We start from the raw sequence: 25,365 nt of genomic DNA, 5'->3' as shown, positions 1-25,365 counted from the left end.
GATTTTCTCCTTAGCAGCCGAGGGCGAACCAACTGAACGGTTGCCCAGCGAAGGGCGAACCACTGCCCGCCCTGATAGTCATTGAGGACCGGGGCGTATCTGTCGCTTCAAGCGTGAAGGAAAGCCAGCTGGCTGCTGCGCCCGAACCAAATGACCCGCCCCTGGATAAGATCGCTGTGGGAAATACAATTGGGAAAGTTACGGCGTCGGCTGTGTAATTGGTTGATAGCGCGCTGGTAGTTCTGTAGCCCCATTGAAGAATCAGGCCGCTTGGGAGTTTCTGATAGCCGTTGCCCCCCAAAGAAGCGGCAAAAATTGATGCAGTTCGTAGCGTTTCGCTGCCGAAGTGACAACGCCATACGCCGGATTCACGTATAGCGATGAAGTCTCCGCCGGGAGAAAGCGTGTAAGGAACTGTCACGGCCAAGTTGCTCATTGCCAACTGGTCACCAGCGGCAACAGTTACGCGGGAAGTGGTGGACTGTGGCCCCGCAGATATCAACACCGCCGCGCCATTGGGAACGGATTCCGTCGCCGGCAGTGTCACGGTTACGCCGGTCGCTAACTCCAGGCGCTTACCGATATCGCTGACAGTCAGCACCCTACTGACTGTAATGCTGATAGATCCGCCAAAGCTACCTGCCGAACGTGCAACAAACTCAGTCGTCGCGAGCGATTTAGAACTGTCGAACAGTGGTGGTGTGTTGGCTGAGGGATCAACGAGCGCTGGCGAGTTGATCGGTGCAAACCCTTGCGTCACGTTCTGGAAAGTCAGTAGGGTGGTGCCCAGAACAATGGCCCCGTCGGTGATCAACTGCCAGCGTGTGTCCGCCAATGTGGCGCCCTGCTCAACAGAGACCAGCATCGCCGACGTGACCTCTGCGTTCGAGTCCGCATCCGCGGTGCGCGCCCAAGCACCAGCGGAGACAACATACAAACCGTTGTCCTTTGCGCCCGCCTGGTTTTTCACGAGTACACGATCACCCGCTACCAGGGCGACGCCATCGACAGCCTGCAGGCCGGCGAGCGCAATGTTCGCTGTGGTCGCGGCGCGTACAGATTGCTTGCTGTCGAGCTTGTTGATTTCTTCAAGCACCTTGCCGTCAACATAGGCCCGGGTCGCCAAGACGACACTGGGGTCGATTTTCAGCTCAATGTTTGCCGTGTTGCTGACGATCAGGTTCATCCTGATGACTTGCGTTCGGCCAGAACCCTGGCTTAGCAGTGGCTTGAAGCTGGGGGCGCAATTCGCCACGGCTACCAAGTCGCCCGCAGTGTCATAGAGCCCTATTTCACGTATCCACCAGCCGCCGACCTCTTCAGGAATAACCTGCTCGGCAACGATGATGTTGGCGTTGTTTGGGTCAACCTTCACTTGATTCAGCGGGGCGCGTCTGCGTTCTCGGATCAACTGTGTTTGCTGCTCGCTGGGGACCGGTAAGGTGTCATTGGCATCGCCAACCCCCATTTGCGAAAAAGTCCAGGGAATGCCCAAGGCGTCAGCATTGGCCTGCTTGGCCTTACCTACAGCGGTGAGAATGGCGAAGAACTGGCTGTTTTGGTCTGTCATGGGTAGATATCCATGGTGTCGATGTGGTGTTCACGACCGCCCAGGCGAACGTATCCGCTGACCTCGATGTCGCGTTGCATTGGGGGGTACACGTCAATTTCGTCGCCATCGGTGATGCAGACGCCGATATGTACCGGGCCGGTGGTTTCCAGACTGATCGCCAAGCCTGTCAGATGGCGGGTGAGCGGTTTGGCGTCGTCGATCAGCCAGGTCAGTTCCTGGTACATCTCTTCGGTGATACCGGTTTCCAACACCCCGACCTTCAAGGCGAAAGTGGCTGGCACCCCTTCGGGGCTTGTTTGCCACCACTCCAGCACCTCGATCAGGTAACCGAGCGGCTCCACTACGCGGCGCAGAGCGCCGATGGTGCCTTTGCGCGAATGGACGTAGTGCGATGAGCGAATGGCTGCGCGCTTCGCGGCCTCCGTCCATTTGCTGTCCCAGCGATCAACCGAGAAAGCCCAAGCCAGATAGGGCAACAGGTCGACAGGGCAGGTGTCCGGGTTGCAGAGCTGTCGCAAAGGAATGGGGACGCGCTGGATCTGCGCGAGTGCCTGAGCCGCTTGGCGCTCCAGCGGTGTAGCGTTTCCCGGTAACAGCTGCTGCGCACCCATCACTCAACGCCTCGGCTCAATGTGATACCGGTGCAATACGGCGCCTGAGCTTTGGTTGCGACGATGTCCGCCCAGCCCTCAAGCTCGACCTTGCGCACACCTTCGACGTGGAGCGCGGCATGTAGGGCAGATTCCGAAACTTCCATCCCCAAGCGGCGCCGTTGATGAACGTAGGCCAGCAGGCGCTGTTGTGCGGCAGCCAGGATAGGTTCCGACTCCGGGCCGTTCGACAGCAGATAAAGCTTGGCCTTGACCTGGTAATTCAGGATCTGCGCGCCCTGGACAGTGAGACGGTCGGCCACCGGCCGGCGGTCATCGTCGCTCAGGTAAGCGTTGACGACGGCAAGCAGCTCGGGGGGCGCCGTGCCATCGCCCAGCAATGACTGAACCGTGACCACGGCGACGGCAGGCGAGGGGCTTTCGGCGGTGGCGTCGGCTACCCGACCGTCCGCTGCCCTGGCGTGGAAGATGTAGCTGTTGCGCGGGCCGGCAGTGCTCAACCCTTCCCAGGCCATCTGCGCGCGTTCACGCAGGCTTTCGTCGCCTTCCATCAGCTTTGGGATCGGAGGCACAGCGTTGGCTTTGCCTTCCTGTATCACCAGGCGCTTGACGTTGAAGTTTGCGGCTAACTGTTCCAGGTCAGTGCCCCGCGCGGTGGCGAGCAGGTTGGCAAGCGACGCTTCGTTGACCCGCTGACGCCATACGGTCTCGCGGTAGGTGTTTTCCTGCAGCAGCTTGGTGAGCGGCTCCGACTCTATCTCCAGGCGTGCCGCGATCTGGGCCTGCTCGTCGGCCGGCCAGAGGCTGATCATGTACGCCTTTCGCTCGGCCAGGATCTGTTCGAAGTCGATCTGCTCGACGATCTGCGGCGGCGGCAGCTGGCTGAGGTCGATGGCGGCGAAACTGTTCATACACTGCCACCCAGCTGCAGGGGCACGCTGAGGCTCAGCGGCTCATTGGTGTCCACCACGGTGCCCTCCAGATCAATCGAGGCCTGGCCCTGCATGTTCGCTCCCGCGAACTGCACACGGCTCAGGCTGATGCGGGTTTCCCAGCGCATAAGGGCCATGACCGTGGCGGCGTATACGCGCAGACGGTTGACGTCGTTGAAGGGGTGATCCACCAGCTCTGGCACCAAGCTGCCGTATTCGCGGCGCATGACACGCGTGCCAATGCGAGTGGTGAGAATGTCGGTGATCGACTGACTGATGTGCTCGCGCTCGCTGATGGCGCCGCCGGTATGTCGGTTCATGATGGGATGGGCGCCCCGGATTGGTCGCCGCCGGCCTTGACGCCGGTGTGCGGGTGTTTGACCACGCTGACGCCCGCTGCAACCACGTCAATCGACACGTCAACCCGACCGGTGACGGTCTGATTGCCGGTTTGGTTGTAGTCGCCTTTGTGCGTGATGTCGCCGACCAGGTTGATGCCGCCGGTGCTGATCAGGTTGGTGGTGCCGCCGTCGGCCAACGTGGCGTTGAGGTGGTGGGCCACGCTGTCGTATTCGATCACCGTGCCGTCGGAGTAGGTACGACGGTGGAGGCCGGCGCGGTTGCCGTTGGCCGGGATGTGGTCACTGAACACGCCGGTCACGACAATGCCGTTGGCGAGCTGGCCCGATGGGCTGAGTAGGATCACCTGCTCGCCGACGGTGGGCGGATCCCATTCGCGGTCGGCTCCGGCGCGCAATGCGAGCCAGGGAAGCCAGGCCGTGGTCAGTTTTCCGGTTGAAACCTGCACGCGTGGGGGCTCCATCTGCACGGCGGCGATGACGCCGAAGCGGATGAGGTTTTCGAGCAGGCGGGCGAGGGCGGCTAAGTCGTTCATGGCGCCGATGGTGGCGCTACGCGCGTGCGTGCGCAGCTTCCGCGCCTTGTAGGGAGGGGGCTTACAGTGTCAGGTGGGCCAATAAGCTGTCGCGTATCAAATCGAGGTCTTCGTCCGTAAAGCCCAATACTTCACGCTGTTCATAGCGCACTTCGGGCGCGTCGCGCTCCGCGCGGTCCTTCAATCCGAACTGGTGAACCCTGGCGATGCGGGAGATCCGCCCGGTAAATCCCACCGTCACGGCGTTGCTGTCGCCTCGGGCCTTCATATAGGTCGCGGTACGCAGTTTTTTGAACATCTCAACCTTACGCCGGATACGGCCTTGCTTGCCGCGCAAGTCCCGCTTTTTCCGTGGTGCGAACTTGCTGCCATCCGGGTTTTGCTGTGTCAGTACCCGCATTTGTTGGCTGCGCCGCAGTTCCTGGCCGATGGAGCGGGCGAGCTGATTGCGGGCGCCTGGCTGGAGCTGCTCCAACAGGCCGGACGCCCAGGTCTCCAGTGCTTCCAGCTTATTTGTCATCGGGCACCATCCATTCGCTGGCGTTGCCTTGGGAACCCGGTATCCAATTCGAATCGAGATAACCAGCCACTCGTTGTGGCTCTCCGACATGGCGAACAGTGGTTTTACCTTGCTCATCCGTGCCTACCACCACCCGTTCCGTCAGGCGCAATGTAAGGCCGAGATCGACTTTCTCTTTATCAAGAATGTCGGCTTCGAACTGAATACCGGTTTGCATTTTTTCGTAGTTTTCCAGCAGCTCCGGTTGGTTGACGCTGATCCAACCCAGTACGGGCAGCATCACGCTGTCAGGGTGACCCGCGAAGGCGGTCAAGATGATCTGCAGATCGTAGCTGTATTCAAAGGAAAGGGTCGCCGCAGCGGTGCAGCGCACCTTGCCGTTGTCGATGAAGATCAGCAACAGGTCAGGGTTGTGCCGTAACTCGGCTACGGTGGCCAACAGGTGAGCGCGCAGGCTCTCGTGCTTATTCATGGTTGAGCCTGCTGGTGTTTGTAGACCATGTCGACCTGTGCGGCGCAGTCGGCCCAAGCGGCTTCGGCGCGGTCCTCGTCGGTGAGCAGGTCACCGTTGCTGGCTGGGTTTGTCGCCGGCAGCTGACACGGCACCACGGCCGGACAGCCAGTCACGGTAAGCTGCGGCGCCGGTGAGGGCGGGGCGTTCACGCAGCTGGCGAGCAGCGTCAGGCAGAGGCTGAATAGCCCAGTTGCGTAGTTCGTCGTTTTCAAGTTTCAGCTCCTCTATGGTTCGTGCGCGCTTTGCCAAGGCCTGGCGCAGTTGATCCTGCTGGGCGCGCAGAGTTGACTGGTTTTCGCGCTCTTGCTTCAGGGTGGCGGTGAGCGTGTTGGCGGTCGCCAGATTGCGGTCGGCGTCTTCGCGGGCCGTCTTGGCCGCACTCTTTGCCAGGTCTGTTTGGCTTTGGGCGGTGTTAATGCGCTGTTGCTGGCCCCAGATCAGCAGCGCCAGGGCACCGAGCAGGGCAATGCCGTACAGGGCCTGGCGCAGGGTGTTCATGACAGGAACTCGCCCAAGATAAATGCGCGGAACTCCTCGGGGGTGTAGGTGGCTCTGCACTCAGCCAACCAACTGTCTGGCTTCAGACCGAAAAACCAGAAGTGCCGTTGAAAGTGCAGGTTATTGAGTTCTATCAGTCTCAGCAGCAAGTCATTTTCCGGGGTGTCGACCCCGAGCTGTCTTACCTTCTTTGCAGTTGTTGCGTAGTAAGCTCCGGCCCGAATCTTGATTGACTTCAGCCAGTCGAACTCGTCATAAAACCAGACTGCGCGCCCGATATCGGTACCGGGAGGAGGGTTTTTACCATCTGAAAGAACAATGACACCCGGTGCCAAGCCAAGCTCACAGTTAGCAAGGGGAGTGACAAAAATTACAGTCCTACCCTGACCATAAAGTTCGTTAGCAAACTGGACCAGGCGTTTGGTTTTGCCTGTTTGGCGAGGTGATATTTCGAGGTAGGCGGGTTTTTGGTTCATGCGCGGTACCAGCCGAGTTTGTTCATGGTAGCGGTGTCGAGCTGTTTAATCGGGCCGCGTACGATTACTGCCCTTGCGTTGTTCATCAGCTGGATGCACTCGGCCAGCCGCACCATGTCTTCCTGTTCGGTCGATTCCGGCACCACCAAAAGGTCACCGTCCTGCACCCTCAGTTTTTGAACCGCTTCGAAGTCGATCATGCTGCCACCCCTTTCCCGCACTCGCAGCTGGCGTGCCGCTCATAGGCGCGCTGGAGCTTGGTGTCATAAAGATTTCTCAGGTAGTCAGGCCCGTTGTAGAGCCGGGCAAACTCGGCCCATTTGCGGGCTTTCAGCGCCTTGTGCAGCACCGGGTCGGTTTCAATGAAACGGGTGAAGGCGTCGAACTGCTGAGATTCGCCGGCACTCATCGCCGCCACGAAGGCGTGCACGCTCGCGTAGCCAAGGCGCTCCCAGTGATAACCCATGATCTGGAAAGCGCCCCAGGATGCGGATTCAAGTGCGGCCGTGTCGTCGATCAGGCGGGCCATGGCTAGGCGTTGGTGCTCGGCGGTACCGCCGATATAGCCACCGGCCTTCGGGTTGACCAGGGCGGGGTTGGTCGCGGCGAGTTCGTCGGCATGGCGTTTGATCTCTGCGGGGTCATCACCCGTCTGTCGAACCTTGGCGAGCTGGCGGTACATGACATGCCGTTCGAACAGGATCACCGGCTTGCCGTTGTTGAGGAAACCTTTGCCCTTTGACTCTACTTCATTGACCGCGTAGATGCTTGCCAGCGGCACGCCCAGGCGTTCGGCAGCGGCTACGAGGTCGCTATTGCGAAGCAACTCGGCGCAGTCGCCACCGGCCAGGCTGGTCTGGGTCTTGGTTCCGGCAACGCCATCGGCTACCAGACCAACTTTCACCTGGTACGCACGGACGGCCGTCTCTGTAGCGTCACCATAGTGGCCGTCGGGCACCAGTTTGGCGCCGTGCCTGTTGAGGTTCTTTTGCAGGATAAGCACCGCCTGCGAGCGGTCGCCGTGGCGAAGGGTGGTGGTCATGCACTGGGCCTCAACAGGGCGGCGACGTTGCCGCGTGAACGGAAAATCAGGGTGCAAAGCAATACGATGGAGACGGCTTGCCAGAGGCTGGTGGGCTGGCGGTACAGCAGTATTTCCAGGCCGCAGATGCACAGTGCCGAGCCGAAAAGGCTGGCGAGTAGTGAGATGCTGCGCCGATACCTGGATGCGCCTCGGGTGTAGCAGGCCAACCGGAAGGCGCTCAGCAAGTAGGCGATTGCCGTGATCAGTTGCACGGCCAGTTCGATGTTTGGCATGTCAGCTGCCCCCTCGGATGCGACGCCAGATGTCCCAGATGTCCGCTTTTTCCACCCACACCATCAGCTTGATGCTGATCGGGATGACCACCAGGGCGCAGAGGAACGCGCCGCCGCCACTGGTGATGAACGGGATGGCCTGCAAGGCCATCGGCGCGAACAGATAGCCCACGCCGGCCGACAGAAACAGCGAGCCCAACCGCTGCCAGACCTTGAGGTCATGCTTGGTACTGGTCACCAGCCACGCGCCGAGAATTGCGCCGAACAGCGCCTCGCCGTCGATTATCGGCGTTACGGTTGCCAGGCCCAGGCCCATAAGCAGGCCGGTCACGGCGCTGGAAGTCGGATCAGCCATGGTGTGGGTTTCCTTGGTTGCAGGGAGTCAGTCCCATAGGTTCACCATCTGCCGCTGGGGCGCGCTGGTTTGGGCTTCGGGCATGTTGACGGGTAGGCCGTGCGGCAAGACGGGGCCGTGGTCAGCCAAGCCTGGATTCGCCTGTAGCACCGCTTCGGTGACGCCCGCGGTTCTGCCGTAATACCGCCAGCACAGCGCGTCGACGGTCTCGTTTTGATTGGCGCGGATGGTGACTGGCATCAGATCAGCTCCACGGTGGTGCGGTTTTTTTCGAGAAAATCACGGACTGCCCAGCGCAGGTCGCGGCGGTAGTCGTCGATGGTGGGTGCAGTCTCTTCGGCTTTGGCATTGCCGGAGTTGGTGGCGCTGTAGTCGCGGTAACGCTCGCACACCTCGGCACCGGTAGCGGCTTCGATGGCGCGACGGTAGAGGTGGGCCTTTACCGATACGTCCTCGATGCGGTCACCTGGGACGGAGTCCAGCGTTGTGTAACCAGCCGCTTGTTGAATGGCGCGCCAGTCGCTTAACTCGCGGTTGAGATTGATGGCGGCAGCGATCACGGCGGTTTCCAGGCGGGCCGGGGTGACACTGGAGTCGATGCGCAGAGTAGCGCGCAGGTTGTCCAGATCAATCGACGGCCAGAACGGGTCGGTGTTTATGTGGCCGCTGGCGACGGTGCCGCTGGCAACAAATGCGCTCATGAGACTGCACTCGAAAATAGATCGCCGGTGGTCGGGGCTTCACGTTCAGGAGGAGCGGCCTGGCCGATCCGCCCCGAGCCGGCGGGGTGCGTGGGGACGCTCAGTTAGCTGCAGGAGCAGCGTATTTTTTGAGGAGACGCTCGACGCGCTCCAAATCCTTCTTGCCACCGCAGTTGGTGTTCAGCTCGATAGCTCGGGACAGATATTTTTTCGAGGACTCCAGGTGACACAGGGCGGCCACTTTGCTTTCCGACGTGTCGTCGTCGGAAACCATCTCCGCGAAAGCCTTGCCCAGGGCCAGATGCAGCTTGGCTTTAGCCTGGTCGGGCATGTCTTCTTCACCCGCGATTTGCTCAGTGCGCAGCAGCAGCTTCACGTCGAACGTGCCACCGGCCTTCTGCGCCTTCAGGGCGACTTCGGCAATTTCTTCGGCAACGATGGTGCCGGTAGTGCGTTCGAAGCGGTCAGGCATGAGCAATGCGTGCTGGATGACGTACTCGGCAATGTCCAGGGCGCCGGCAAAGTCGCCGGCATCCATTCGCCAAACCATCAAAGTGGTTAGCACCTGGTCCTGCGCGCCTTTGCCGCCTGCCAGCACGCCTTCCACGTATGGGACGTATTCGGGCAGCAGTTGCTTTTTCAGCTCTGCTTTGCCCTCGGTGGACTGCACCTGTTTCAGACGCAAGTAATCCTGCTGGAGCTTCGCCAGGTGCAGTTCGTAAACAGTGGAACCTTCCATGGTCATGGCTGGGCCGGCCACAGCAGCCGCTGCAACGGCTGCTGTGACGCGCTGGAAGTGACGACGGCAAGGGTTGGTCATGGTTGCTCGCCTTAGCTCAGGGTGATGTTTTCGGCCATGGCTGCGCAGCCAAGGTCTTCGATCACGTAGGCTTCGTTGACCGACTCGTAGTTTTCAATACGGTCGCGTTTGGCGTTATCCACCACCGTGCGGCGGCGGGTGCCTTCCTGCCAGTAGATCGACAGGTTGTCGAGGCGGGTAACCAGCAGGCCGTTCGGCGGGAAGTGAGGCACTCGCACTGCTGGCAGGTTGCCGATGCGCTTCTGGCTGGTGACGATATCGGCCGCAAGCATTTCGGTCGGCGCTTGGGTTTTGTTGATGATCGGGAAGTACTTGTCGGCCAGCAGCTGGCGACCGCAGATCACCACCAGGTCAGTGTCTTCCTGGTACCAGGGCTCGATGAACTCGTTGACCATGCTCACGACCAGGGCGTCGATGTTTTCGAAGTCTTTGCCCGCGCCGATCTGGATCTTGCCGCTGCCGTCGACCACTTCTTTCATTACGCGTGCAGGGTTCTCCAGGCGCATCTTTTGCAGCCATCCGACGTTAACGTCCTGCAGCAGCTTGTTGATGTCCGGTTTAGAGGTCGCCGCACGGCTGGTACCGTTCCAGCCAATCATGATCCGGTTGAGCGCCTGGGCCCGGATGATGGCGTCACGGATACGCGCCTGGAAGTCTTTGAACTTGGCCCATTGATCCAGCTTCTGGTAACGCAGGCCCGTATCGAAGTTGGTTTGGGTGCAGGTGTAACTACGGTTGTCGAGGCCGGTAGGGTCACGTGGCTCGCGGTCTTGCTGGGTGGTATCGGTTGTGCCGGCAATAGTACCGTCGATACCGATGCCGATTTTTTCGCCCGACTGCTCAGCCACGCCGTAGACGTTGATCGAGCTGAGAAACGCGCTCGACTCTTGCATCCGGGTTTCCAACGTCTGTGCAACGGACGGAGCAGCTGTGAATTTGGTGGTGACGTCGCTCACGCCGTGCAATTGGGCGAGTTGTTGCAGGTAAGCGTTGAAAAGAACGCGAGTATCGTTACGCATGGTGTTCTCCGATGTTCCTTGGCTGGGTGTTGTCCGTGATCTGGATTAGCAGTCGGTGACGAGTGCGCCGTCACCGCCCGTAGCCGGCGGGCGAACGGAGTACTGCGGTTTCTGGCCGGTGGTGTCCGGGGTTTTTTCGAGCTGTTGAACCAACGCAGTGAAGTCGGCAGACAGCTTCTCGTGAGCGGTCTGCAGCTTTTCGCGGGCGGTTTTTTCGGCGGTAAAGGCTTCGCCCTGACCGGCGACATGCTCGGCCATGGCCTCAACAGCCTGGCCGAGTTCAGTGAATAGGGCGGCATCCTTGCCTTCCTTGTCCTTGCTCTTGCCGATTAGGTCGAGAACGCGACTGAAAAGCCCTGCGACTTTGCCGCCTTCGTCCTCGACTTCTTCGAATTCAAGTTCAATCTCGACGACCTCTGAGAAGAGGTTGCCGGGATCGCGTTTGCGACTGGTCAGCGGGTTCATGTCCGGATGCTGGGCGCTGAACGTCAGCATCTCAGTGCCCAGGCTGGCCGGGGTATCGGTAACGGCGATGCCGTCCAAATAGGCGCGGCCGGTGTCGGCGAATTTCGGCCGAATCTCGATGCTGGTGTACAGCTTCTGCCGTGCTTTGTTCATGGCGATCAGGTCGGAGGTCGGTTCGATTTGCGCGAACAAGGCCAGTTTTTTGGCCCCGGCAATCTCGACCTCTTCCGTCTTCAGCGCGACGACATCGCCGTAAGCGCGGAAGGGACTATCCGGCAGCAAGCTGCGCATGTGCTCAATCCAAACCCGCGCACCGTAGGTGTTCTGGCTGTAGGTCTCGGCAGCGTCGACCAGCCATTGGCGTTCGATCTGGCGACCATCGGTGGTGGCGCCTTCAACGGCGACGCGGAAGAACTTGGAACGTTGTTTCTTGGCTGGGTTGTCGGTTTTGCCGGCCATGCGTGAATCCCTCAGTGCGGTGGCAGTCTGCCTTGGCGATGAGCGCATGTTGTTGAGCGCGGGCGCGACGGGCAACGAGGCGCTGTTGTAGATCGTTGATCTACAAGGGGCGGAGGGGGAACTGTTCGCGCGCGGGCGGCAGCATCTGCGCCATGAATGCCATCGTCGAACTACCTACCGATCACCGCCGCCACGCCAAGCACCTGTATTGGCAGGGCTACCGCGTGTGCGAGATCGCTGAGTTGATCGGGGAGAAGGAAAAAACGCTGCACAGCTGGAAGGCGCGGGACGAATGGGACCGCGCGACACCGCTGGAGCGTATCCAGGCGGCGACCGAAGCCCGTCTGGTGCAGCTGATCCTGAAAGACCCGAAGTCAGGGTCCGACTACAAGGAAATTGACCTCTTGCACCGCCAGCTGGAGCGGCAAGCCCGTATCCAGCGCTTCAACGACGGCGGTACCGAAACCGAGTTGAATCCGAACTTGGCGAAGCGCAACGAGGGACCGAAAAAAGCGCCGAAACGCAACGAGTTCGACGAAGAACACATTGAAAAACTGACGGAAGCGTTCATCGACGGCTGTTTCGGGTACCAGTTGGATTGGTACAAGGCCGGCAATCAGCGAACCCGCGCAATCCTCAAGTCACGGCAGATCGGCGCGACCTACTATTTCGCCCGTGAAGCGCTGATCGATGCGCTGACGACAGGCCGTAACCAGATTTTCCTGTCGGCCTCAAAAAATCAGGCGCACATTTTCAAGGCCTACATTCAGGCCTTTGCCCGTGAGGTAGTCGGCGTTGAGCTGACGGGCGATCCCATTATTCTGGGCAATGGCGCCGAGCTGCACTTCTTGGGTACCAACGCCCGGACGGCCCAGGGCTATCACGGCAACTTCTACTTCGACGAATTTTTCTGGACGTTCAAGTTCAAGGAACTGAACAAGGTCGCCAGCGGCATGGCGATGCAGAAGCAATACCGCCGAACGTACTTTTCGACGCCCTCCAGCATGGCCCATGAGGCCTATACGTTCTGGACCGGTGAGCGGTTCAACAAAGGCAAGCCGGCGGCGCAACGGGTCAAAATCGACGTCTCTCATGATGTTCTGCAGCAGGGCCGACTCTGTGAAGACCGGGTATGGCGACAGATCGTCACCATCCTGGACGCGGAGGACCGTGGCTGCGACTTGTTCGACCTGGACGAACTGCGCCAGGAATACGATGCCGAGGCTTTCCAGAACCTGCTGATGTGCCAGTTCATCGACGACGGGGCCAGTATTTTCCCGCTTGCGATGCTTCAGCCTTGCATGGTGGACAGCTGGGATCTATGGGCCGAAGACTACAAGCCATTTGCAGCGCGTCCGTTTGGGGACCGTCAGGTCTGGGTTGGCTATGACCCGGCGGAGAACGGTGACAGCGCCGCACTGGTGGTAATCGCTCCACCAACGGTTCCCGGCGGCAAGTTCCGAATTCTGGAGAGGCACCAATTCAGGGGCATGGACTTCGCCGCTCAGGCGGAAGCGATCCGCCAAGTCACCAGACGTTACTGGGTGACCTACATCGGTATCGACATCACGGGCATGGGGTCCGGCGTGGCGCAGCTGGTCAAGCAGTTCTTCCCGAACATCACCACGTTCAGCTACTCGCCCGAAGTCAAAACGCGCCTTGTGTTGAAGGCGTACGACGTCATCAAGAACGGTCGCCTGGAGTTCGATGCTGGATGGACGGATATGGCGCAGTCGTTGATGGCTATCCGCAAAACAGTCACCGCCTCCGGGCGCCAGTTCACTTATACGGCCGGTCGCACCGACGAGACAGGCCATGCCGACTTGGCGTGGGCGACCTTCCACGCCCTGCATAACGAGCCTCTTGAAGGGCAGACCACGGCGAATACCGGATTTATGGAGTCCTATTGATGAGCAGACGTAAGCGCGAAACCCAACTGACTACTGTTCTGCCAGCTGCTGAAGGGGAGGTACTCCCGCCGGAATCCGGCCCGGTCGAGGCATTCACCTTCGGTGACCCGGCGCCTGTGCTCGATAGCAGGGAGATCCTCGACTATCTGGAGTGCTGGGCCAATGGGCGTTGGTTCGAAACACCTATGTCCATGGATGGGTTAGCCAAAACGACCCGCGCCAGTGTGTACCTGCAGTCCGGCCTCAATTTCAAGCGCAACATGCTGGCCCGCACGTTCGTTCCTCACCGGCTGCTGAGCCGTCAGGCCTTTGAGCAGTTCGCCCTGGACTGGCTTTGGTGCGGCAACTGCTACTTGGAAAAGCGCAACAACATGCTGCGCAACACCATGGGCTTGTTGCCGCCGTTGGCGAAGTACATGCGTCGAGGCGTCGACATGGAAACCTATTACCAGGTGCGCGGCTGGAAGGATGAGCACGAGTTTGCACCAGGTTCGATTTGCCACCTACGTGAGGCCGATATCAATCAAGAAATTTATGGGTTGCCGGAGTGGCTGGCTGCGCTGCAGAGCGCGCTGCTCAACGAAAGCGCCACGCTATTCCGTCGCAAGTACTACAACAACGGCAGTCACGCCGGATTCATCCTGTACATGACCGACGCGGCGCAGAAGGAAGAGGACATCGACTCATTGCGCACCGCGTTGAAGAACTCGAAAGGGCCTGGCAACTTCCGAAACCTGTTCGTGTACGCGCCCGCTGGCAAGAAGGATGGCATCCAGCTCATTCCGGTGAGCGAGGTGGCCGCAAAGGACGAATTCAGCTCGATCAAGAACATCAGCCGCGACGATCTGCTCGCGGCGTTGCGCATTCCACCCCAGTTGATGGGCATCGTGCCGCAGAACGCGGGCGGTTTCGGGTCGTTGCGGGAGGCTGCTGAAGTTTGGGCGGTGAACGAACTGGAGCCGTTGCAGGCCAGGTTGGCCCAGGTGAACGAGTGGCTGGGTGAAGAGGTTGTCAGCTTCAAAGAATTTGAGCTTCCAACGGGGGGAAAGTAGTACCCCCGCGCAGTAAACGAGGCGACGAGCTGGTGCGCTAACACCCGCTCGACGCTGAATCACTCGAACACTCCGAGTGCTCCAACCAAGGCCTCGCCCCACTGCGCAGGGGGTGCGAAGCCTAAGCGAATCCAATTTCCAAAACAAGGATCACTTATGAGCACACCTATTATCCCGTGGATGGGCGGCAAGCGCCGCCTGGCAGATCGTCTAATTCCACTGTTTCCGCCACATGAATGCTATGTCGAGGTCTTTGCTGGCGGCGCCGCGCTTTACTTCATGCGTCCACAGGCTGCGCCGGTTGAAGTTCTCAACGACATTAACGGCGACCTGGTGACGCTGTACCGTGTCGTGCAGAACCACCTGGAAGAGTTCGTACGCCAGTTCAAGTGGGCGCTCAGCTCCAGGCAGGTGTTCGAATGGCAGAAGATGACCCGGCCGGAAACCCTTACCGATATTCAGCGCGCAGCTCGGTTTTTCTACCTGCAGCACCACGCTTTTGCTGGCAAGGTCAGTGGGCAAACCTTCGGTACCGCCACCACTGGCCCAGCCATCAACCTGTTGCGGATCGAGGAGAACCTGTCTGCTGCCTGGCAACGGCTATCGGGTACCTATGTCGAGAACCTGGGCTGGCTTGAGTGCGCCGAACGCTATGACCGACCGCACACCTTCCATTACATGGACCCGCCTTACTGGCAGACCGCCGGCTATGGCGTGGACTTCCCCTTCGAAAACTATGAGCGGATGGCCGAGTTCATGCGGCGTTGCAAGGGCAAGGTGATGGTGAGCATCAACGATCACCCCGATATCAGGCGGGTGTTTGAGGGGTTCCACTTCGAGACGGTGGACATTCGCTACAGCACGACGAATCAGCGGCAGGGGAAGGCTGATGTCAGCGGAGAGCTGGTCATCATGAACTGGGAGCCGGCGGCATTGGGAGGGCTGTTCTGACCAGGCAGTATTGGTAGAGCATCGTGACTTGCGCATACGGGTCATAGACCCCGGCTGGCACTCGCGCGGCAGGCTTTAACTGCACATCGCCTCGATACTCTCCGATACCTTCTATGCATAACATTGAGCCGCCTCATGAGGCGGCTTTTTGCTGCTTGTGAAAGGGGTCTTTGGGGTAGAAAAATCCTGCCCGGATAAATGAAGTTCCGCCGTTCTTCAGCATGAAAAAACCCAGCTCAACATAGCATTTGAACACTGTCACGGCAAGGTTAGATGGCTGTTCGGGCCAGTAAATGCTGGGCTTTCATGGGGGAGAGTCTGCCACCAGTGGCGTCGGAGAGGGGCGATGGCCTGGCGCTGGGGACCTGGCGTGCCACAAATCTGAATGTGGGGGACTGGCGTGCTACACGGCGAGCCAGTGACGTGGTCCTGCACCTGGCGCGCGCCGTCGTCCCCCCACCTCGCCTGCGGGCTAAATGGGTCGTTTTTTCTGCGACCCTGCGGACCGCTCAACACGGCACCGGCTGGGGGGCTGCTCAGGGTAGTGGGGTGGTCAAAAGCCTGCGGAACCCTGCACCGAGGGGGTATTTCGTTGAAGGCTTCTGGAGGCTCTGCTGTTGAGGGGGAGGGGGGGAGTTTCAAAAAGAGTAATTTCAGTAATCTCCCCAAAGAAACGGTCTGGAGGCCACGTATTCCGTGGGGGTTGAGATTACAAAAAGGAGTAACAGAGAAGTAATGGAAAAGGTAATTTTCTATCAACCTATTGATTTTAAAGGGTTTTATTAAAGTAGAGAATTACATTTATAAAGAGTAATCAGATTACTTCAATATTACTTAAAGATTACCTTTTGCTCGTAATACAAAATCCTTTAATTTCAACGGCTTGAGCGTAAAAAATGGTCAAGATTACTTATGTTACTCTTTTTTTTGCCCCCCTCAAGGTTGGGGATGTCCCTTCCTGGCCTCAGCCAAGGGTACGATCATCAGATGCGACTTTTTTCGTCCTCAGGAGATAGATATGGACATGTTTGAGGCGTTGGGGAAGATCCGCGACGGCGTCATTACTGGCACCAGGGGATTGGACCATGACGATTACGGGCTTATCTGCAATTTGGTGGGTGAGGAGTTGGTTGGAGGGATGAAGACAAACAAGGGCTATGTGGGACTCAAATTGACCAAGAAGGGCGAGGCCTACCTCGCTTTTGGCAGCACGCCTTTATCCGATTTCACAACGCGGAAAGCACCCTGGTGGATGAAATGGATACTGGCCGTAATTATTCCTCTCGCGATTGGGCTGCTCGTGAATTACCTCTCCAAACTCTCTGGTTGGACCTAACAAGATCGAAGCAACAGTGGGTGGAGTGGATTGGAGCGAACGCCAATGACGTAACTGATCACGCCACTCCTGAGCCTTCGTCCAATCGAGATTCATATAAGGGTGGTACGAAAGTGGTACGGAAAGTTTTGAGTTGGTCTGCAGGCCCCGTAGTTAAAGGTGTGCAGGATTAAACGTTCCAATCCATCATGGGGGCGACGGAGAAGCGGCGGGAGAGTGGGGCGGTTTGTAGGGACATGGGGGATCTGAGTCAGCGAGGCGAATGGCTCGCAGTTTATCAGGAACGGCTCTTGGGTGCCGGAGAGGCAAGTTTTGCGTGCATTACCACTTCGAACGAGGGCGTTGCCGTGTGTGGAATACGCCAAGGATCTGCAGTCGATCACCCCGCACTCTATACGGGATCAGATAGGACCAGTTGGGAACTGCCCATTCGCGAGTATGTTTCACCCGACCTTCGCGTCCCATGGAAGGAAACTGAGCCAGCCTGTCGACACTGGTGAAAATGGCATCCGAGAAGTCGTCGGCGGCTTTTGGATTTTCGAGAGCGATATAGTTCGCTTCGTCTTCCAGATTTTTGAGCGCTTTTTCAAGCCACTCAACCCGCATTCCTGCTCCAGCGCCTGGCGCGCATGGCCGCCACTTGGTCATCGGTGGCGAATTTGCCTTCGTCGGCTTCCTTTACTGCCAGCTCGATTTGGGCGGTCAGCGTTTTTTCGTGCTCGATATAGTCGCGAAGAACGTCCATCGCCAGGTAACTAGCTGTCTGGCCGTTGGTTTTGGCCAGGTCGGCGAGAGAGTTGGACAGGTCTTCCGGCAGGTTTAGGGATATCCCAGTCATAGCGGCCTCGATGGTGGACGGTTGTGGGGCATCTTACACCTTGGTGTGCTTGGTTGACTCAGCAGTCCGTCGTGAGGTGTATCTGGAAGTGAATTGCTTTTCGCGGCCTACTCAAAATTAGGTACCGTGGTCTGGCTTCGATATCTGCCCATAGGAGTGACGCGGTTCACGTCATCGGCTTTCGTAACGCCAACAAACTAGGAGGGCAAAAATAATGACCAGAAACTCCCGTTCTGAAAGGGTTGACGCAGTGAACCCGGAATGGCCGGCTGAGGACTTTTCTAAGGCCAAACCAGCGAGCGAGGTGCTTGTGGGATTGTTTGGTAAAGCTCAGGCGAAGGAAATGCTCAAGCCCAAGCGGGGCAATCGGCAGTAACCAAAGAGCACTTCAAAGTTCGTTCTGATGCTGACGTGCTGGAGCGATTCTGGGCTTTCGGGCTAGGCTGGCAAAACGCGAATGAATGCCGCTTGGCCGATTGGCTCAAGACGCACACGCCAGATGAACTGAAGGCCTAAGGTAATAAGCCACGAATTTGGCTTATTGCTGTCTCGTGATTAGCTTTTTTCAGCGATAGCATAAATAAATCTGTCCCTTTTTTGTTTAGGTGCCTGATCAAGTTTGAGACCGTTTTATTGCGTTGGCGAGCTGTTCGGCGTTGTTGCGCAATTCAATGAATTTTTCGTTTAGCTCGACATGACCTGGATTCCAAGAAAGGACGCCATCGACATAGCTTTGACCAAGAATGAGATCATTTAATGAGCCCATTCCGCCATAGGCTGACAGTAGATACTCAATCCCAGAGTAATCAGAATCCAGCAATAGTGCCCTTGCCTTACGCATCCAAAAGCTCCAGTGGGTGTCTCCATCGCTTTCGAGCACGATTGCAAGCTGATCAAGAATGCAGGTCAACTCTTCAGTTTTCGGTCCCATTTCTCGACATCGTCCAAAGTGAAACGCGGCATGGGCGGGATGATCCGCTGTTGAGTGTTTCTCGCCCGCTAGCAACATAAGCTACTGTTTCGCCATTAGAGTGTCCACGGGCTGCTTTCGGCCGTTATCTGCCTAATGCCGAAGGCGGCTAGTCAGGGCGGAGGTATGGATCGAAAGGAGTCCAGTGGTACATAAGTGGTGCGAGCTAAAGCTGGGTTAGCTGTAGGCCTTTGTTTTAAAGGCTCTTTGGCTTAGTAGTTCCAATCCATCATCGGTGTAACGGATAAAGCAATCTCCTGGAACAGGTCCAAACTTCTAGGAAATATCCCACACTTTTCTCAGCTTGCCCCTCAGACCACCCCTAGCTAACCTCCTTAAGCCGCTGCCAATCCAGCGGCCGGATGTGGAAGTCCGACCAAGCTGAAGGCGCTCAATCGCCCATAAACACCTACCGGCGTTTTTTTACGTCTGTATGATTGCTTATGGCGGCTGTGCGCGGGGCACTTCGGTGCGCCGGGTCCTTTAGCCCTGGTCTTCCACACCTGCGTACAGCTGCCACCCCTCATGTGGAAGTGAGATAGGCAGTTCCTTAAACGCTAAAGGAGCTTCGCCATGTACAAGGTCACACCTAATCCGCCTTATGCTTCAAACGCTGCATCTTCTGATCCAAAGCTTCAAGCCGCAGCCCAGCGCGCAATCAACCATCACTTGCCCCCATCCGACGACGCTGCTCCCACCGAGCGCCCAAGCGACAACCTATTCCTCGTAAACCCAACCATCGACCCCGAAACCCTCCTGGCCAACGCCGCCGAAAACCTCGCATCCGCCAACGAAATGGCCGCCACCTTGGCGTTCGATCTCGACGACTCCCAGCGCGCCGTCGCCCTGGGCATCCAGCAGTTAATCGAGTTGAGCTCGCTGCTCGTTGACCGAGCCCAGGAACAAGTTGCGCCTGTGACCGTCTCAGTCAAAGCCTGACAACCAACCCTGCCGCCTTACCCAAGGCGGCAACCTGAACTCATGCTGTCCCACAGCAAAGTTTCATAATTCCCTGCACCGTTGAGGTCTACGATCCCCTACTGAGAGAGGACCCCAGCGCCTCCAGCCCATAGGGAACTGAAACCATGATCTCGAACCTCGTCAAAGTTGTAATGATCACCGGCACGTTGCTGTTGAGCGCTTGTTCATCTTCATCGAGCGTGAACAGTGACCCGTGCTTTTCAGGCGGGTGCCAGGCATTTGGCGACCATAGCCCCAACAAAGCCGCGAAGATGAATTTTGGTGGCAGTGGGCTGGGGAGTAGTTATGGGGAGTATGGTTCGGGGCTGTTGCATGATGATTGATGGGGTCGGGGCAACCTGCCAGTTAAGCGTCATCGCCTTCTGTAGGAGCGAGCTTGCTCGCGAAAAACGTCAACGATAACGCTGGCTTCCTGAAGAAACGCGGCGTCTGTGAGTTTTTCGCGAGCAAGCTCGCTCCTACAAAAAGCTTCAACTGGCTGGAAGCCCCACCTACAGTTTGATCCAGTAGGGCGTTATTGACCGCCTTTCATCCGCCGGGCAATCAGGTAGAGGCCCAGCCCCACCAGCGCTGTAGCAGCACCGATGTAGCCGGTACTGGTCCAACCCAACCCTGCCGTAATCGCCATCCCACCAAACCACGGCCCCAGCGCATTCGCCAGGTTAAACGCCGCATGGTTGGACGCTGCCGCCAGGCTCGGCGCTTCGTGAGCGATGTCCATCAACCGAATCTGCAACGGTGCCGCCAACGCGACCATGGTGCCCACCAGCCCCATGCTCACCAGTACGCCCCACAGCGACGCCGCGGCGAAGGGGAAGAACAACAACACCGCCATCGACCACACCAATATCAAGCCCACCGCCCGGAACTGCATGCGATCAAACAGTTTGCCACCGGCAATGTTGCCGATGATGCCGCCCACGCCAAACGCGGCGAGACCGAAGGGGATCCACTGCGGTGAAACCTGGGTCACTTCGAGCATGGTCGGCGCCAGGTAGCTGAATACGCAGAACATCCCGGCAAAGCCAATCGCGCCGATGGACAGGGCCATCCATACCTGGGGTTTGGTGAAGGCGCGCAGTTCCTTGCGCGGGTCGCTGCGTTGTTCGTCGTGGCGGTGGGGCACGAATTGCCAGACCAGGGCGATGGTGAGCAGGGCGATCACGCTGACCAGGGCGAATGCCGAGCGCCAGCCCAGGTGTTGGCCGAGGAAGGTGGCGATGGGGTTGCCGAGCAGCATGGCCAGGGTCAGGCCCATCATCACGCGGGCTACGGCGCCGGCGCGTTTGTCGGTGGGCACCATGCTGGAGGCGACCACGGCGGCGATGCCGAAGTAGGCGCCGTGGGGCAGGCCGCTGATAAAGCGGAAGGCCACCAGCGAGCCGAAGGTGGGGGTGAAGGCGGTGGCGAAGTTGCCCAGGGCGTACAGGCCCATCAGCAACAGCAGCATGTGTTTGCGCAGCAGCTTGGCGCCGAGGATGGCCAGCAGTGGGGCGCCGACCATGACGCCCAGGGCGTAGGCGCTGATGGCGTGGCCCACCTGGGGTTCGCTCAGGCCCAGGTTCTGGGCGATGTCGGGCATCAGGCCCATTATGGCGAATTCGCCGGTGCCGATCGCGAAGGCGCCCACGGCCATGGCCGCTTCCATTTTGGCGGCGCTGCGCGCGGGCAGTACCTGCCCGGGTGTTTGCTGGATAGTCATGGGTAACTCTGTGTGAAAGGTGTGCACGAAGGACAGTCGCCGATGCTACGCAAGCCGCGACGAAGGTGTCTAGAACCGTCATTTTCGGCAGAGTTCCACGCCTGTGACCGCAGGTCGCGGCTGCCAGGCTTGACAGGGGCGCATTAAAAGCCGCGATTTAGGCCTGTCAATTGGCCAAACGGCGCATAAACGCTGTTTAGCGTGATATTCTGCGCGCCGTCTGGGCTAGTCTTTCCCTGGTGCGTACACCCGTATACGTCCCAGCGGTTGGCTGTCGCCCAGGTAGCTGAAGCCAATAATGATAAGAAGTCAGCGCAGAAGGGACATAACAGTGAGGTCGATCCATCGGCCTTGTGTGCCCACCCTGCAGCCTTTATGTGACTGTGCAGACCCCGCGGTACGTTGCCTGACGTAGCGTGAACGAGGGTTACTCATGATCGGGGGCGGTAGGGCGGATGGCGTTTTATCATAGGTGCTACTGATGTTTAAAAAAGTAAACACTGCCCTGCTGGGGCTGGCTTTGTCGATGGGGATCACGTCCGTTCACGCGGAAGAGGCAAAGAAAGTCGATGTGCTGCTGATCGGCGGCGGCATCATGAGTGCAACCCTGGGTGTCTGGCTCAATGAGCTGGAACCGGATTGGTCGATGGAGATGGTCGAGCGCCTCGATGGCGTGGCCGAAGAAAGCTCCAACGGCTGGAACAACGCCGGTACCGGTCACTCGGCCCTGGCTGAGCTGAACTACACCCCGGAAGACAAGAACGGCAACGTTGAGATCCCGAAAGCGGTCGAGATCAACGAAGCGTTCCAGATCTCCCGTCAGTTCTGGTCCTGGCAGGTTCAGCAGGGCGTGTTGAAGAACCCGCGTTCGTTCATCAACTCCACTCCGCACATGAGCTTTGTGTGGGGCGATGACAACATCAAGTTCCTGAAAAAACGCTACGAAGCCCTGAAGGCCAGCCCGCTGTTCGCCGGCATGCAGTACTCCGAAGACCCGGCGCAGATCGCCAAGTGGGTTCCGTTGATGATGGAAGGGCGTGACCCGAGCCAGAAAATCGCGGCCACCTGGAGCCCGATCGGTACCGACGTAAACTTCGGCGAGATCACCCGCCAGTTCGTCGCTCACCTGCAAACCACGCCGAAGTTTGACCTGAAGCTGTCGAGCGAAGTGCAGGACATCACCAAGAACGCCGACGGTTCGTGGCGTGTGAGCTACAAAAACCTCAAAGACGGCACCAAGACTGAAACCGACGCCAAGTTCGTGTTCATCGGCGCCGGCGGCGGTGCCCTGCACTTGCTGCAGAAGTCGGGCATTCCTGAAGGCAAGGAATACGCAGGCTTCCCAGTCGGTGGTTCGTTCCTGGTGACCGAGAACCCGACCATCGCCGAGCAGCACCTGGCCAAGGCCTACGGTAAGGCTTCGGTAGGTTCGCCACCGATGTCGGTTCCGCACCTGGACACCCGCGTGCTGGATGGCAAGCGTGTGATTCTGTTTGGCCCATTCGCCACCTTCTCGACCAAGTTCCTGAAAGAAGGCTCGTACCTGGACCTGCTGACCAGCACCACCACCCACAACATCTGGCCTATGACCAAAGTCGGTATTCGTGAATACCCACTGGTCGAGTACCTCGCCGGCCAACTGATGCTGTCTGATGATGACCGTTTCAAGGCGCTGCAAGAGTACTTCCCGAACGCCAAGCAGTCCGACTGGCGCCTGTGGCAAGCCGGCCAGCGCGTGCAGATCATCAAGCGTGACGAAGAGCAAGGCGGCGTGCTGAAGCTCGGTACCGAAGTGGTCAGCTCTGCCGACAACACCATCGCCGGCCTGTTGGGTGCATCGCCAGGCGCGTCCACCGCGGCTCCGATCATGCTGACCGTGCTGCAAAAAGTGTTCAAGGACAAGGTAGCAAGCCCGGCCTGGCAGGAAAAACTGCACCAGATCGTGCCAAGCTACGGCACCAAGCTGAACGACAGCCCTGAAGCGGTTGCCAAGGAATGGGCCTACACTGCCGGTGTGCTGCAACTGACACCACCGCCAGCGATCCCGCAATTGGCCGCTCCACAGGCTACCGAGGCTGCCAAGCCTGCGGCTGAGCCAAGCAAGCCGGTTTCTGACCTGGCGCTGTAAGCCTCACCCACGAAAAAGCCCGCTGAACCGGTGACGGTCAGCGGGCTTTTTTGTGGGGAAATGTTCAGGAGAGCGGCGGGTGTCGCTCCACCGGGGGCAGCTCAACCGCACGCTCGGCCGCCGCCAGCGCAGCCTTCAAGCCAGCCTGGTCCAGGCGCACGCAGTACGCCGGTTTGGCCCGCTCGAATCGCCAGCTTTCATCCAGCTCACCAGCGTCGACGGCATCGAACCCCAACTCATCGAGCAGCTGGGTCACGACGGCCTTCGCGGTGGCGTCATCCGCCGCGACGGGCAGCGCCCGCCGATCAGGTGCACCGTGAGGGCGGGCGTCTTGCGTCAGGTCGGGGGCGAAGATCGCGTTAAACACTTTCACCACGTGTGAATGTGTCAAATGGTCGGCCAGCAAGCGGCTGGTAGTCGTTTCAAAGCGGTCCAGCTCTGGGATATGCCCATCGCGGTCGGGGTAGTAATTGTTGGCATCCATCACCGTTTTACCCTCCAGCCATTGCGCGGGCACGCTGCGGTAGTGTTGAAAGGGAATCGCCACTAGCACCACATCGCCGAACCGTGCGGCATCGTCTGCGCTGCCAACTTGCACACCGAGTATGCCGCTTACCACGCTGCTCATGGTGTGCGGGCCGCGGGAATTGCTCAGCATCACCTCATGCCCGGCGGCCAAGGCCAGTTGTGCCACAGCACGCCCAATGAAACCTGCTCCAATTACGCCAATCTTCATGTGCTTGCTCCGATGGAAGTACGAAGTGGCTATGATGATTGGCAACCATTTGGCGATAAATCGCAGTAGTGGCGCGGCTGTTGTTACTGGGGGTAGGGAATGATGGATCGTTTATCAAGCATGAATGCCTTTGTGATGGCTGCTGAGCTCGGTTCCTACGTGCGTGCCGCTGAGCGCTTGAATATGTCACCGCAAATGGTTGCCAAGCATGTCACCGCCTTGGAACAACGCTTGGGCGCGCGCTTGCTTAACCGTACTACGCGAAGGCAAAGCCTTACGGAGTTGGGGAGCGCTTACTACGAACGTTGCAAGCACATCCTGACGGAGACTGAGGCGGCGGATTCCCTTGCGCAAATCATGAACGACACCCCGCGTGGCAAGCTGAAAATCACCGCCCCGGTGACGTTCGGCTCCTACAGCCTGATGCCGTTGATCACCGGATTCTTGCGTGACAACCCGGATGTGCAAATCGATCTGCACCTTACGGATCGTTTCGTCGACCTGGTGGAGGAGGGCTATGAGGCGGCCTTTCGTATCGGCCCCTTGGGGACCACCGGCCTGACCGCCCGGCCGCTGGCGCCGTATCGCCTGGTTGTCTGTGCGGCACCGGCCTATTTGCAGGCGCGGGGCACACCGATGACGCCGGCAGACCTTGAGCATCACGAATGCCTGGGCTATGCCTTCTGGTCACGCCCGGCAGATCGTGAATGGGTGTTTTACCAAGGTGCGGTCCCGCACAGGGTGCAGGTAAGCAGCCGTTTGCAGATCAACGAAAGCAGGGCGCTGATGTCGGCGGCGCTGGATGGTTTCGGTATCGTGCTCGGCCCTGAAGACTTCTTGCGCAGGGCACTGGCCGAGGGCCAGTTAGTGCGGGTGCTGCCGGACTTTGACGCGCCAAGTCGATCAATGCATTTGGTCTACACCGCGAATCGGCAGCGCACGGCTAAGTTGCGGCGGTTTGTCGACGCCGTATTACAACGTTTTGGCTCGGTTTAAACGCGCGAGCTCTCTCACCTGTTCATGCAGATGCAGCGCCAGCAGTGCCCGTTCGACTTGAGGCCGGTGGGTTCAGCAATCTGACAGACATTTCCTGTTAAAAATAATCAAAGCCCATGCAGGAGCCCGGCTGGAATAAAGGCGGATTACTTTCTGATGCAGGTGCAGGGCGTTCGCGCCCGAGGGTTTTGTATGTTGTTACGTTATGCAGCATTGGCCGCCATGGTGGTGGCGGCGTCCGGGTGTGTACAAGAGCGTGTAGTACATGAACGCAGGCCGGTGCAACGTGAGTATGTTGAGGTGGTGGCGCCGCAGCCGCCTCCGGTGCAGGTGATAGAAGTCGAACCGGCGGTACGCGAGGGTTATATCTGGTCACGCGGTTACTGGCGTTGGGAAGGCGGGCGCTATGTGGCGGTGCACGGCCATTGGGAGCCGGTGCGCCAGGGCTATCGTTATGTACACCCGCACTGGGTGCAGCGTAATGATGGCTACCACTGGCAGATCGGCGGCTGGATACGCTGACCTAACCTCCTTCTCTGTAGGAGTGAGCTTGCTCGCGAAAAACGTCAACGGTTACGCGGGCATTCAGGTTGCACGCGGTGCCTGTGAT

Annotated in this window: 33 protein-coding genes and 1 pseudogene; 10 read left to right on the top strand and 24 right to left on the bottom strand. The window is 58.8% G+C overall.

Features of this window, described 5'->3' with window-relative positions:
* Nucleotides 1-10: 10 nt before the first annotated feature.
* The 19 genes and pseudogenes from HBO10_RS01600 to HBO10_RS01515 all read right to left on the bottom strand — a co-directional run bounded on the left by HBO10_RS01600 (nt 11) and on the right by HBO10_RS01515 (nt 11,155).
* Nucleotides 11-1,570 (bottom strand): phage tail protein, encoded by a 1,560-nt coding sequence (locus HBO10_RS01600; RefSeq protein ID WP_169921897.1) that lies wholly within the window; start codon nt 1,568-1,570, stop codon nt 11-13.
* The gene (locus HBO10_RS01595) at nt 1,567-2,184 is read right to left on the bottom strand and encodes a phage tail protein I (protein ID WP_169921896.1); all 618 of its coding nucleotides are present in this window, start codon (nt 2,182-2,184) and stop codon (nt 1,567-1,569) included. The genes HBO10_RS01600 and HBO10_RS01595 overlap by 4 nt, the downstream gene beginning before the upstream one ends.
* Nucleotides 2,184-3,095: a baseplate assembly protein gene (locus HBO10_RS01590; RefSeq protein WP_169921895.1), complete on the bottom strand. Its 912-nt coding sequence runs from the start codon at nt 3,093-3,095 to the stop codon at nt 2,184-2,186. Before HBO10_RS01590 ends, HBO10_RS01595 begins: the two co-directional genes overlap by 1 nt.
* Nucleotides 3,092-3,436: a GPW/gp25 family protein gene (locus HBO10_RS01585; RefSeq protein ID WP_127882326.1), complete on the bottom strand. Its 345-nt coding sequence runs from the start codon at nt 3,434-3,436 to the stop codon at nt 3,092-3,094. Before HBO10_RS01585 ends, HBO10_RS01590 begins: the two co-directional genes overlap by 4 nt.
* A complete protein-coding gene (locus HBO10_RS01580; RefSeq protein ID WP_169921894.1) occupies nt 3,433-4,011 on the bottom strand; it encodes a phage baseplate assembly protein V in 579 nt (192 codons plus the stop codon). The genes HBO10_RS01585 and HBO10_RS01580 overlap by 4 nt, the downstream gene beginning before the upstream one ends.
* 61 nt (nt 4,012-4,072) lie before the next feature.
* On the bottom strand, nt 4,073-4,531 hold the full coding sequence (locus HBO10_RS01575) for a phage virion morphogenesis protein (protein ID WP_169921893.1): 459 nt from the start codon (nt 4,529-4,531) through the stop codon (nt 4,073-4,075).
* Nucleotides 4,521-5,003 (bottom strand): phage tail protein, encoded by a 483-nt coding sequence (locus HBO10_RS01570; protein WP_169921892.1) that lies wholly within the window; start codon nt 5,001-5,003, stop codon nt 4,521-4,523. The genes HBO10_RS01575 and HBO10_RS01570 overlap by 11 nt, the downstream gene beginning before the upstream one ends.
* Nucleotides 5,000-5,257: an Rz1-like lysis system protein LysC gene (gene lysC, locus HBO10_RS31095; RefSeq protein WP_222937086.1), complete on the bottom strand. Its 258-nt coding sequence runs from the start codon at nt 5,255-5,257 to the stop codon at nt 5,000-5,002. Before lysC ends, HBO10_RS01570 begins: the two co-directional genes overlap by 4 nt.
* Nucleotides 5,178-5,543 (bottom strand): annotated as a pseudogene (locus HBO10_RS31185) (LysB family phage lysis regulatory protein); the annotation flags it as partial. The gene lysC and the pseudogene HBO10_RS31185, both read right to left, overlap by 80 nt.
* Nucleotides 5,540-6,019 carry a hypothetical protein gene (locus HBO10_RS01560; protein WP_169921890.1) on the bottom strand — a complete coding sequence of 160 codons (480 nt, stop codon included), beginning with the start codon at nt 6,017-6,019 and terminating at the stop codon, nt 5,540-5,542. The pseudogene HBO10_RS31185 and the gene HBO10_RS01560, both read right to left, overlap by 4 nt.
* The gene (locus HBO10_RS01555; protein ID WP_169921889.1) at nt 6,016-6,219 is read right to left on the bottom strand and encodes a hypothetical protein; all 204 of its coding nucleotides are present in this window, start codon (nt 6,217-6,219) and stop codon (nt 6,016-6,018) included. Before HBO10_RS01555 ends, HBO10_RS01560 begins: the two co-directional genes overlap by 4 nt.
* Nucleotides 6,216-7,061 carry an N-acetylmuramidase family protein gene (locus HBO10_RS01550; RefSeq protein WP_169921888.1) on the bottom strand — a complete coding sequence of 282 codons (846 nt, stop codon included), beginning with the start codon at nt 7,059-7,061 and terminating at the stop codon, nt 6,216-6,218. The genes HBO10_RS01555 and HBO10_RS01550 overlap by 4 nt, the downstream gene beginning before the upstream one ends.
* Nucleotides 7,058-7,336 (bottom strand): phage holin family protein, encoded by a 279-nt coding sequence (locus HBO10_RS01545; RefSeq protein WP_014717567.1) that lies wholly within the window; start codon nt 7,334-7,336, stop codon nt 7,058-7,060. The genes HBO10_RS01550 and HBO10_RS01545 overlap by 4 nt, the downstream gene beginning before the upstream one ends.
* A 1-nt stretch (nt 7,337) precedes the next feature.
* Nucleotides 7,338-7,691, bottom strand: coding sequence for a putative holin (locus HBO10_RS01540; protein WP_014717568.1), 354 nt, complete (start codon nt 7,689-7,691; stop codon nt 7,338-7,340).
* Nucleotides 7,692-7,718: 27 nt separating this feature from the next.
* The gene (locus tag HBO10_RS01535; protein WP_103451534.1) at nt 7,719-7,931 is read right to left on the bottom strand and encodes a tail protein X; all 213 of its coding nucleotides are present in this window, start codon (nt 7,929-7,931) and stop codon (nt 7,719-7,721) included.
* A complete protein-coding gene (locus tag HBO10_RS01530; protein ID WP_169921887.1) occupies nt 7,931-8,392 on the bottom strand; it encodes a head completion/stabilization protein in 462 nt (153 codons plus the stop codon). The genes HBO10_RS01535 and HBO10_RS01530 overlap by 1 nt, the downstream gene beginning before the upstream one ends.
* A 100-nt stretch (nt 8,393-8,492) precedes the next feature.
* A complete protein-coding gene (gene gpM / locus HBO10_RS01525) occupies nt 8,493-9,212 on the bottom strand; it encodes a phage terminase small subunit (RefSeq protein WP_124414150.1) in 720 nt (239 codons plus the stop codon).
* Nucleotides 9,213-9,223: 11 nt separating this feature from the next.
* Entirely contained in the window at nt 9,224-10,231 is a 1,008-nt protein-coding gene (locus HBO10_RS01520) for a phage major capsid protein, P2 family (protein ID WP_015372702.1), read from the bottom strand.
* Between the two features lie 45 nt (nt 10,232-10,276).
* On the bottom strand, nt 10,277-11,155 hold the full coding sequence (locus HBO10_RS01515; protein ID WP_019818190.1) for a GPO family capsid scaffolding protein: 879 nt from the start codon (nt 11,153-11,155) through the stop codon (nt 10,277-10,279).
* 152 nt (nt 11,156-11,307) lie between these two features.
* Here HBO10_RS01515 and HBO10_RS01510 point away from each other — a divergent pair, with 152 nt between their 5' ends.
* The 4 genes from HBO10_RS01510 (at nt 11,308) to HBO10_RS01495 (ending at nt 16,404) form a co-directional block, all read left to right on the top strand.
* Nucleotides 11,308-13,065 (top strand): terminase ATPase subunit family protein, encoded by a 1,758-nt coding sequence (locus HBO10_RS01510; protein WP_169921886.1) that lies wholly within the window; start codon nt 11,308-11,310, stop codon nt 13,063-13,065.
* Complete coding sequence (locus tag HBO10_RS01505; protein WP_169921885.1) at nt 13,065-14,117, top strand: phage portal protein; 1,053 nt, start codon at nt 13,065-13,067, stop codon at nt 14,115-14,117. Before HBO10_RS01510 ends, HBO10_RS01505 begins: the two co-directional genes overlap by 1 nt.
* A 156-nt stretch (nt 14,118-14,273) precedes the next feature.
* Nucleotides 14,274-15,068 (top strand): DNA adenine methylase, encoded by a 795-nt coding sequence (locus tag HBO10_RS01500; RefSeq protein ID WP_169921884.1) that lies wholly within the window; start codon nt 14,274-14,276, stop codon nt 15,066-15,068.
* Between the two features lie 1,018 nt (nt 15,069-16,086).
* Nucleotides 16,087-16,404: a hypothetical protein gene (locus tag HBO10_RS01495; protein ID WP_169921883.1), complete on the top strand. Its 318-nt coding sequence runs from the start codon at nt 16,087-16,089 to the stop codon at nt 16,402-16,404.
* Nucleotides 16,405-16,725: 321 nt separating this feature from the next.
* On the opposite strand, the gene HBO10_RS01490 is transcribed toward HBO10_RS01495, so the two are convergent.
* Entirely contained in the window at nt 16,726-17,010 is a 285-nt protein-coding gene (locus tag HBO10_RS01490; protein WP_034126662.1) for a type II toxin-antitoxin system RelE/ParE family toxin, read from the bottom strand.
* A complete protein-coding gene (locus HBO10_RS01485; RefSeq protein ID WP_032902648.1) occupies nt 17,000-17,242 on the bottom strand; it encodes a hypothetical protein in 243 nt (80 codons plus the stop codon). Before HBO10_RS01485 ends, HBO10_RS01490 begins: the two co-directional genes overlap by 11 nt.
* 214 nt (nt 17,243-17,456) lie before the next feature.
* Here HBO10_RS01485 and HBO10_RS31090 point away from each other — a divergent pair, with 214 nt between their 5' ends.
* The gene (locus HBO10_RS31090; RefSeq protein ID WP_200887905.1) at nt 17,457-17,618 is read left to right on the top strand and encodes a hypothetical protein; all 162 of its coding nucleotides are present in this window, start codon (nt 17,457-17,459) and stop codon (nt 17,616-17,618) included.
* Nucleotides 17,619-17,855: 237 nt separating this feature from the next.
* Here the strand turns inward: HBO10_RS31090 and HBO10_RS01475 are convergent, their stop codons facing one another.
* A complete protein-coding gene (locus HBO10_RS01475; protein WP_034126663.1) occupies nt 17,856-18,173 on the bottom strand; it encodes a hypothetical protein in 318 nt (105 codons plus the stop codon).
* 612 nt (nt 18,174-18,785) lie between these two features.
* Between HBO10_RS01475 and HBO10_RS01470 the strand changes: the two genes are divergently transcribed.
* Entirely contained in the window at nt 18,786-19,151 is a 366-nt protein-coding gene (locus HBO10_RS01470) for a DUF6124 family protein (protein WP_034126664.1), read from the top strand.
* 146 nt (nt 19,152-19,297) lie between these two features.
* Nucleotides 19,298-19,516 carry a hypothetical protein gene (locus HBO10_RS01465; RefSeq protein ID WP_080757698.1) on the top strand — a complete coding sequence of 73 codons (219 nt, stop codon included), beginning with the start codon at nt 19,298-19,300 and terminating at the stop codon, nt 19,514-19,516.
* Nucleotides 19,517-19,707: 191 nt separating this feature from the next.
* Here the strand turns inward: HBO10_RS01465 and HBO10_RS01460 are convergent, their stop codons facing one another.
* Nucleotides 19,708-20,895, bottom strand: a complete 1,188-nt coding sequence (locus HBO10_RS01460; RefSeq protein ID WP_034126665.1) for an MFS transporter — start codon at nt 20,893-20,895, stop codon at nt 19,708-19,710.
* A gap of 481 nt (nt 20,896-21,376) precedes the next feature.
* On the opposite strand from HBO10_RS01460, the gene mqo reads away from it, so the two are divergent.
* Nucleotides 21,377-23,023, top strand: a complete 1,647-nt coding sequence (gene mqo / locus HBO10_RS01455) for a malate dehydrogenase (quinone) (RefSeq protein WP_034126666.1) — start codon at nt 21,377-21,379, stop codon at nt 23,021-23,023.
* A gap of 64 nt (nt 23,024-23,087) precedes the next feature.
* Here mqo and HBO10_RS01450 read toward each other — a convergent pair whose 3' ends face one another.
* Nucleotides 23,088-23,792, bottom strand: coding sequence for an NADPH-dependent F420 reductase (locus tag HBO10_RS01450; RefSeq protein WP_254914269.1), 705 nt, complete (start codon nt 23,790-23,792; stop codon nt 23,088-23,090).
* A 66-nt stretch (nt 23,793-23,858) separates the two neighbouring features.
* On the opposite strand from HBO10_RS01450, the gene HBO10_RS01445 reads away from it, so the two are divergent.
* The gene (locus tag HBO10_RS01445) at nt 23,859-24,755 is read left to right on the top strand and encodes a LysR family transcriptional regulator (protein ID WP_034126668.1); all 897 of its coding nucleotides are present in this window, start codon (nt 23,859-23,861) and stop codon (nt 24,753-24,755) included.
* A gap of 192 nt (nt 24,756-24,947) precedes the next feature.
* Complete coding sequence (locus HBO10_RS01440) at nt 24,948-25,277, top strand: YXWGXW repeat-containing protein (protein ID WP_034127032.1); 330 nt, start codon at nt 24,948-24,950, stop codon at nt 25,275-25,277.
* Nucleotides 25,278-25,365: the final 88 nt, after the last annotated feature.

It is taken from the genome of Pseudomonas sp. WS 5503, from assembly GCF_012985385.1.
GTDB lineage: Bacteria > Pseudomonadota > Gammaproteobacteria > Pseudomonadales > Pseudomonadaceae > Aquipseudomonas > Aquipseudomonas paracarnis.
This window is presented reverse-complemented; position numbering and strand designations above follow the sequence as displayed.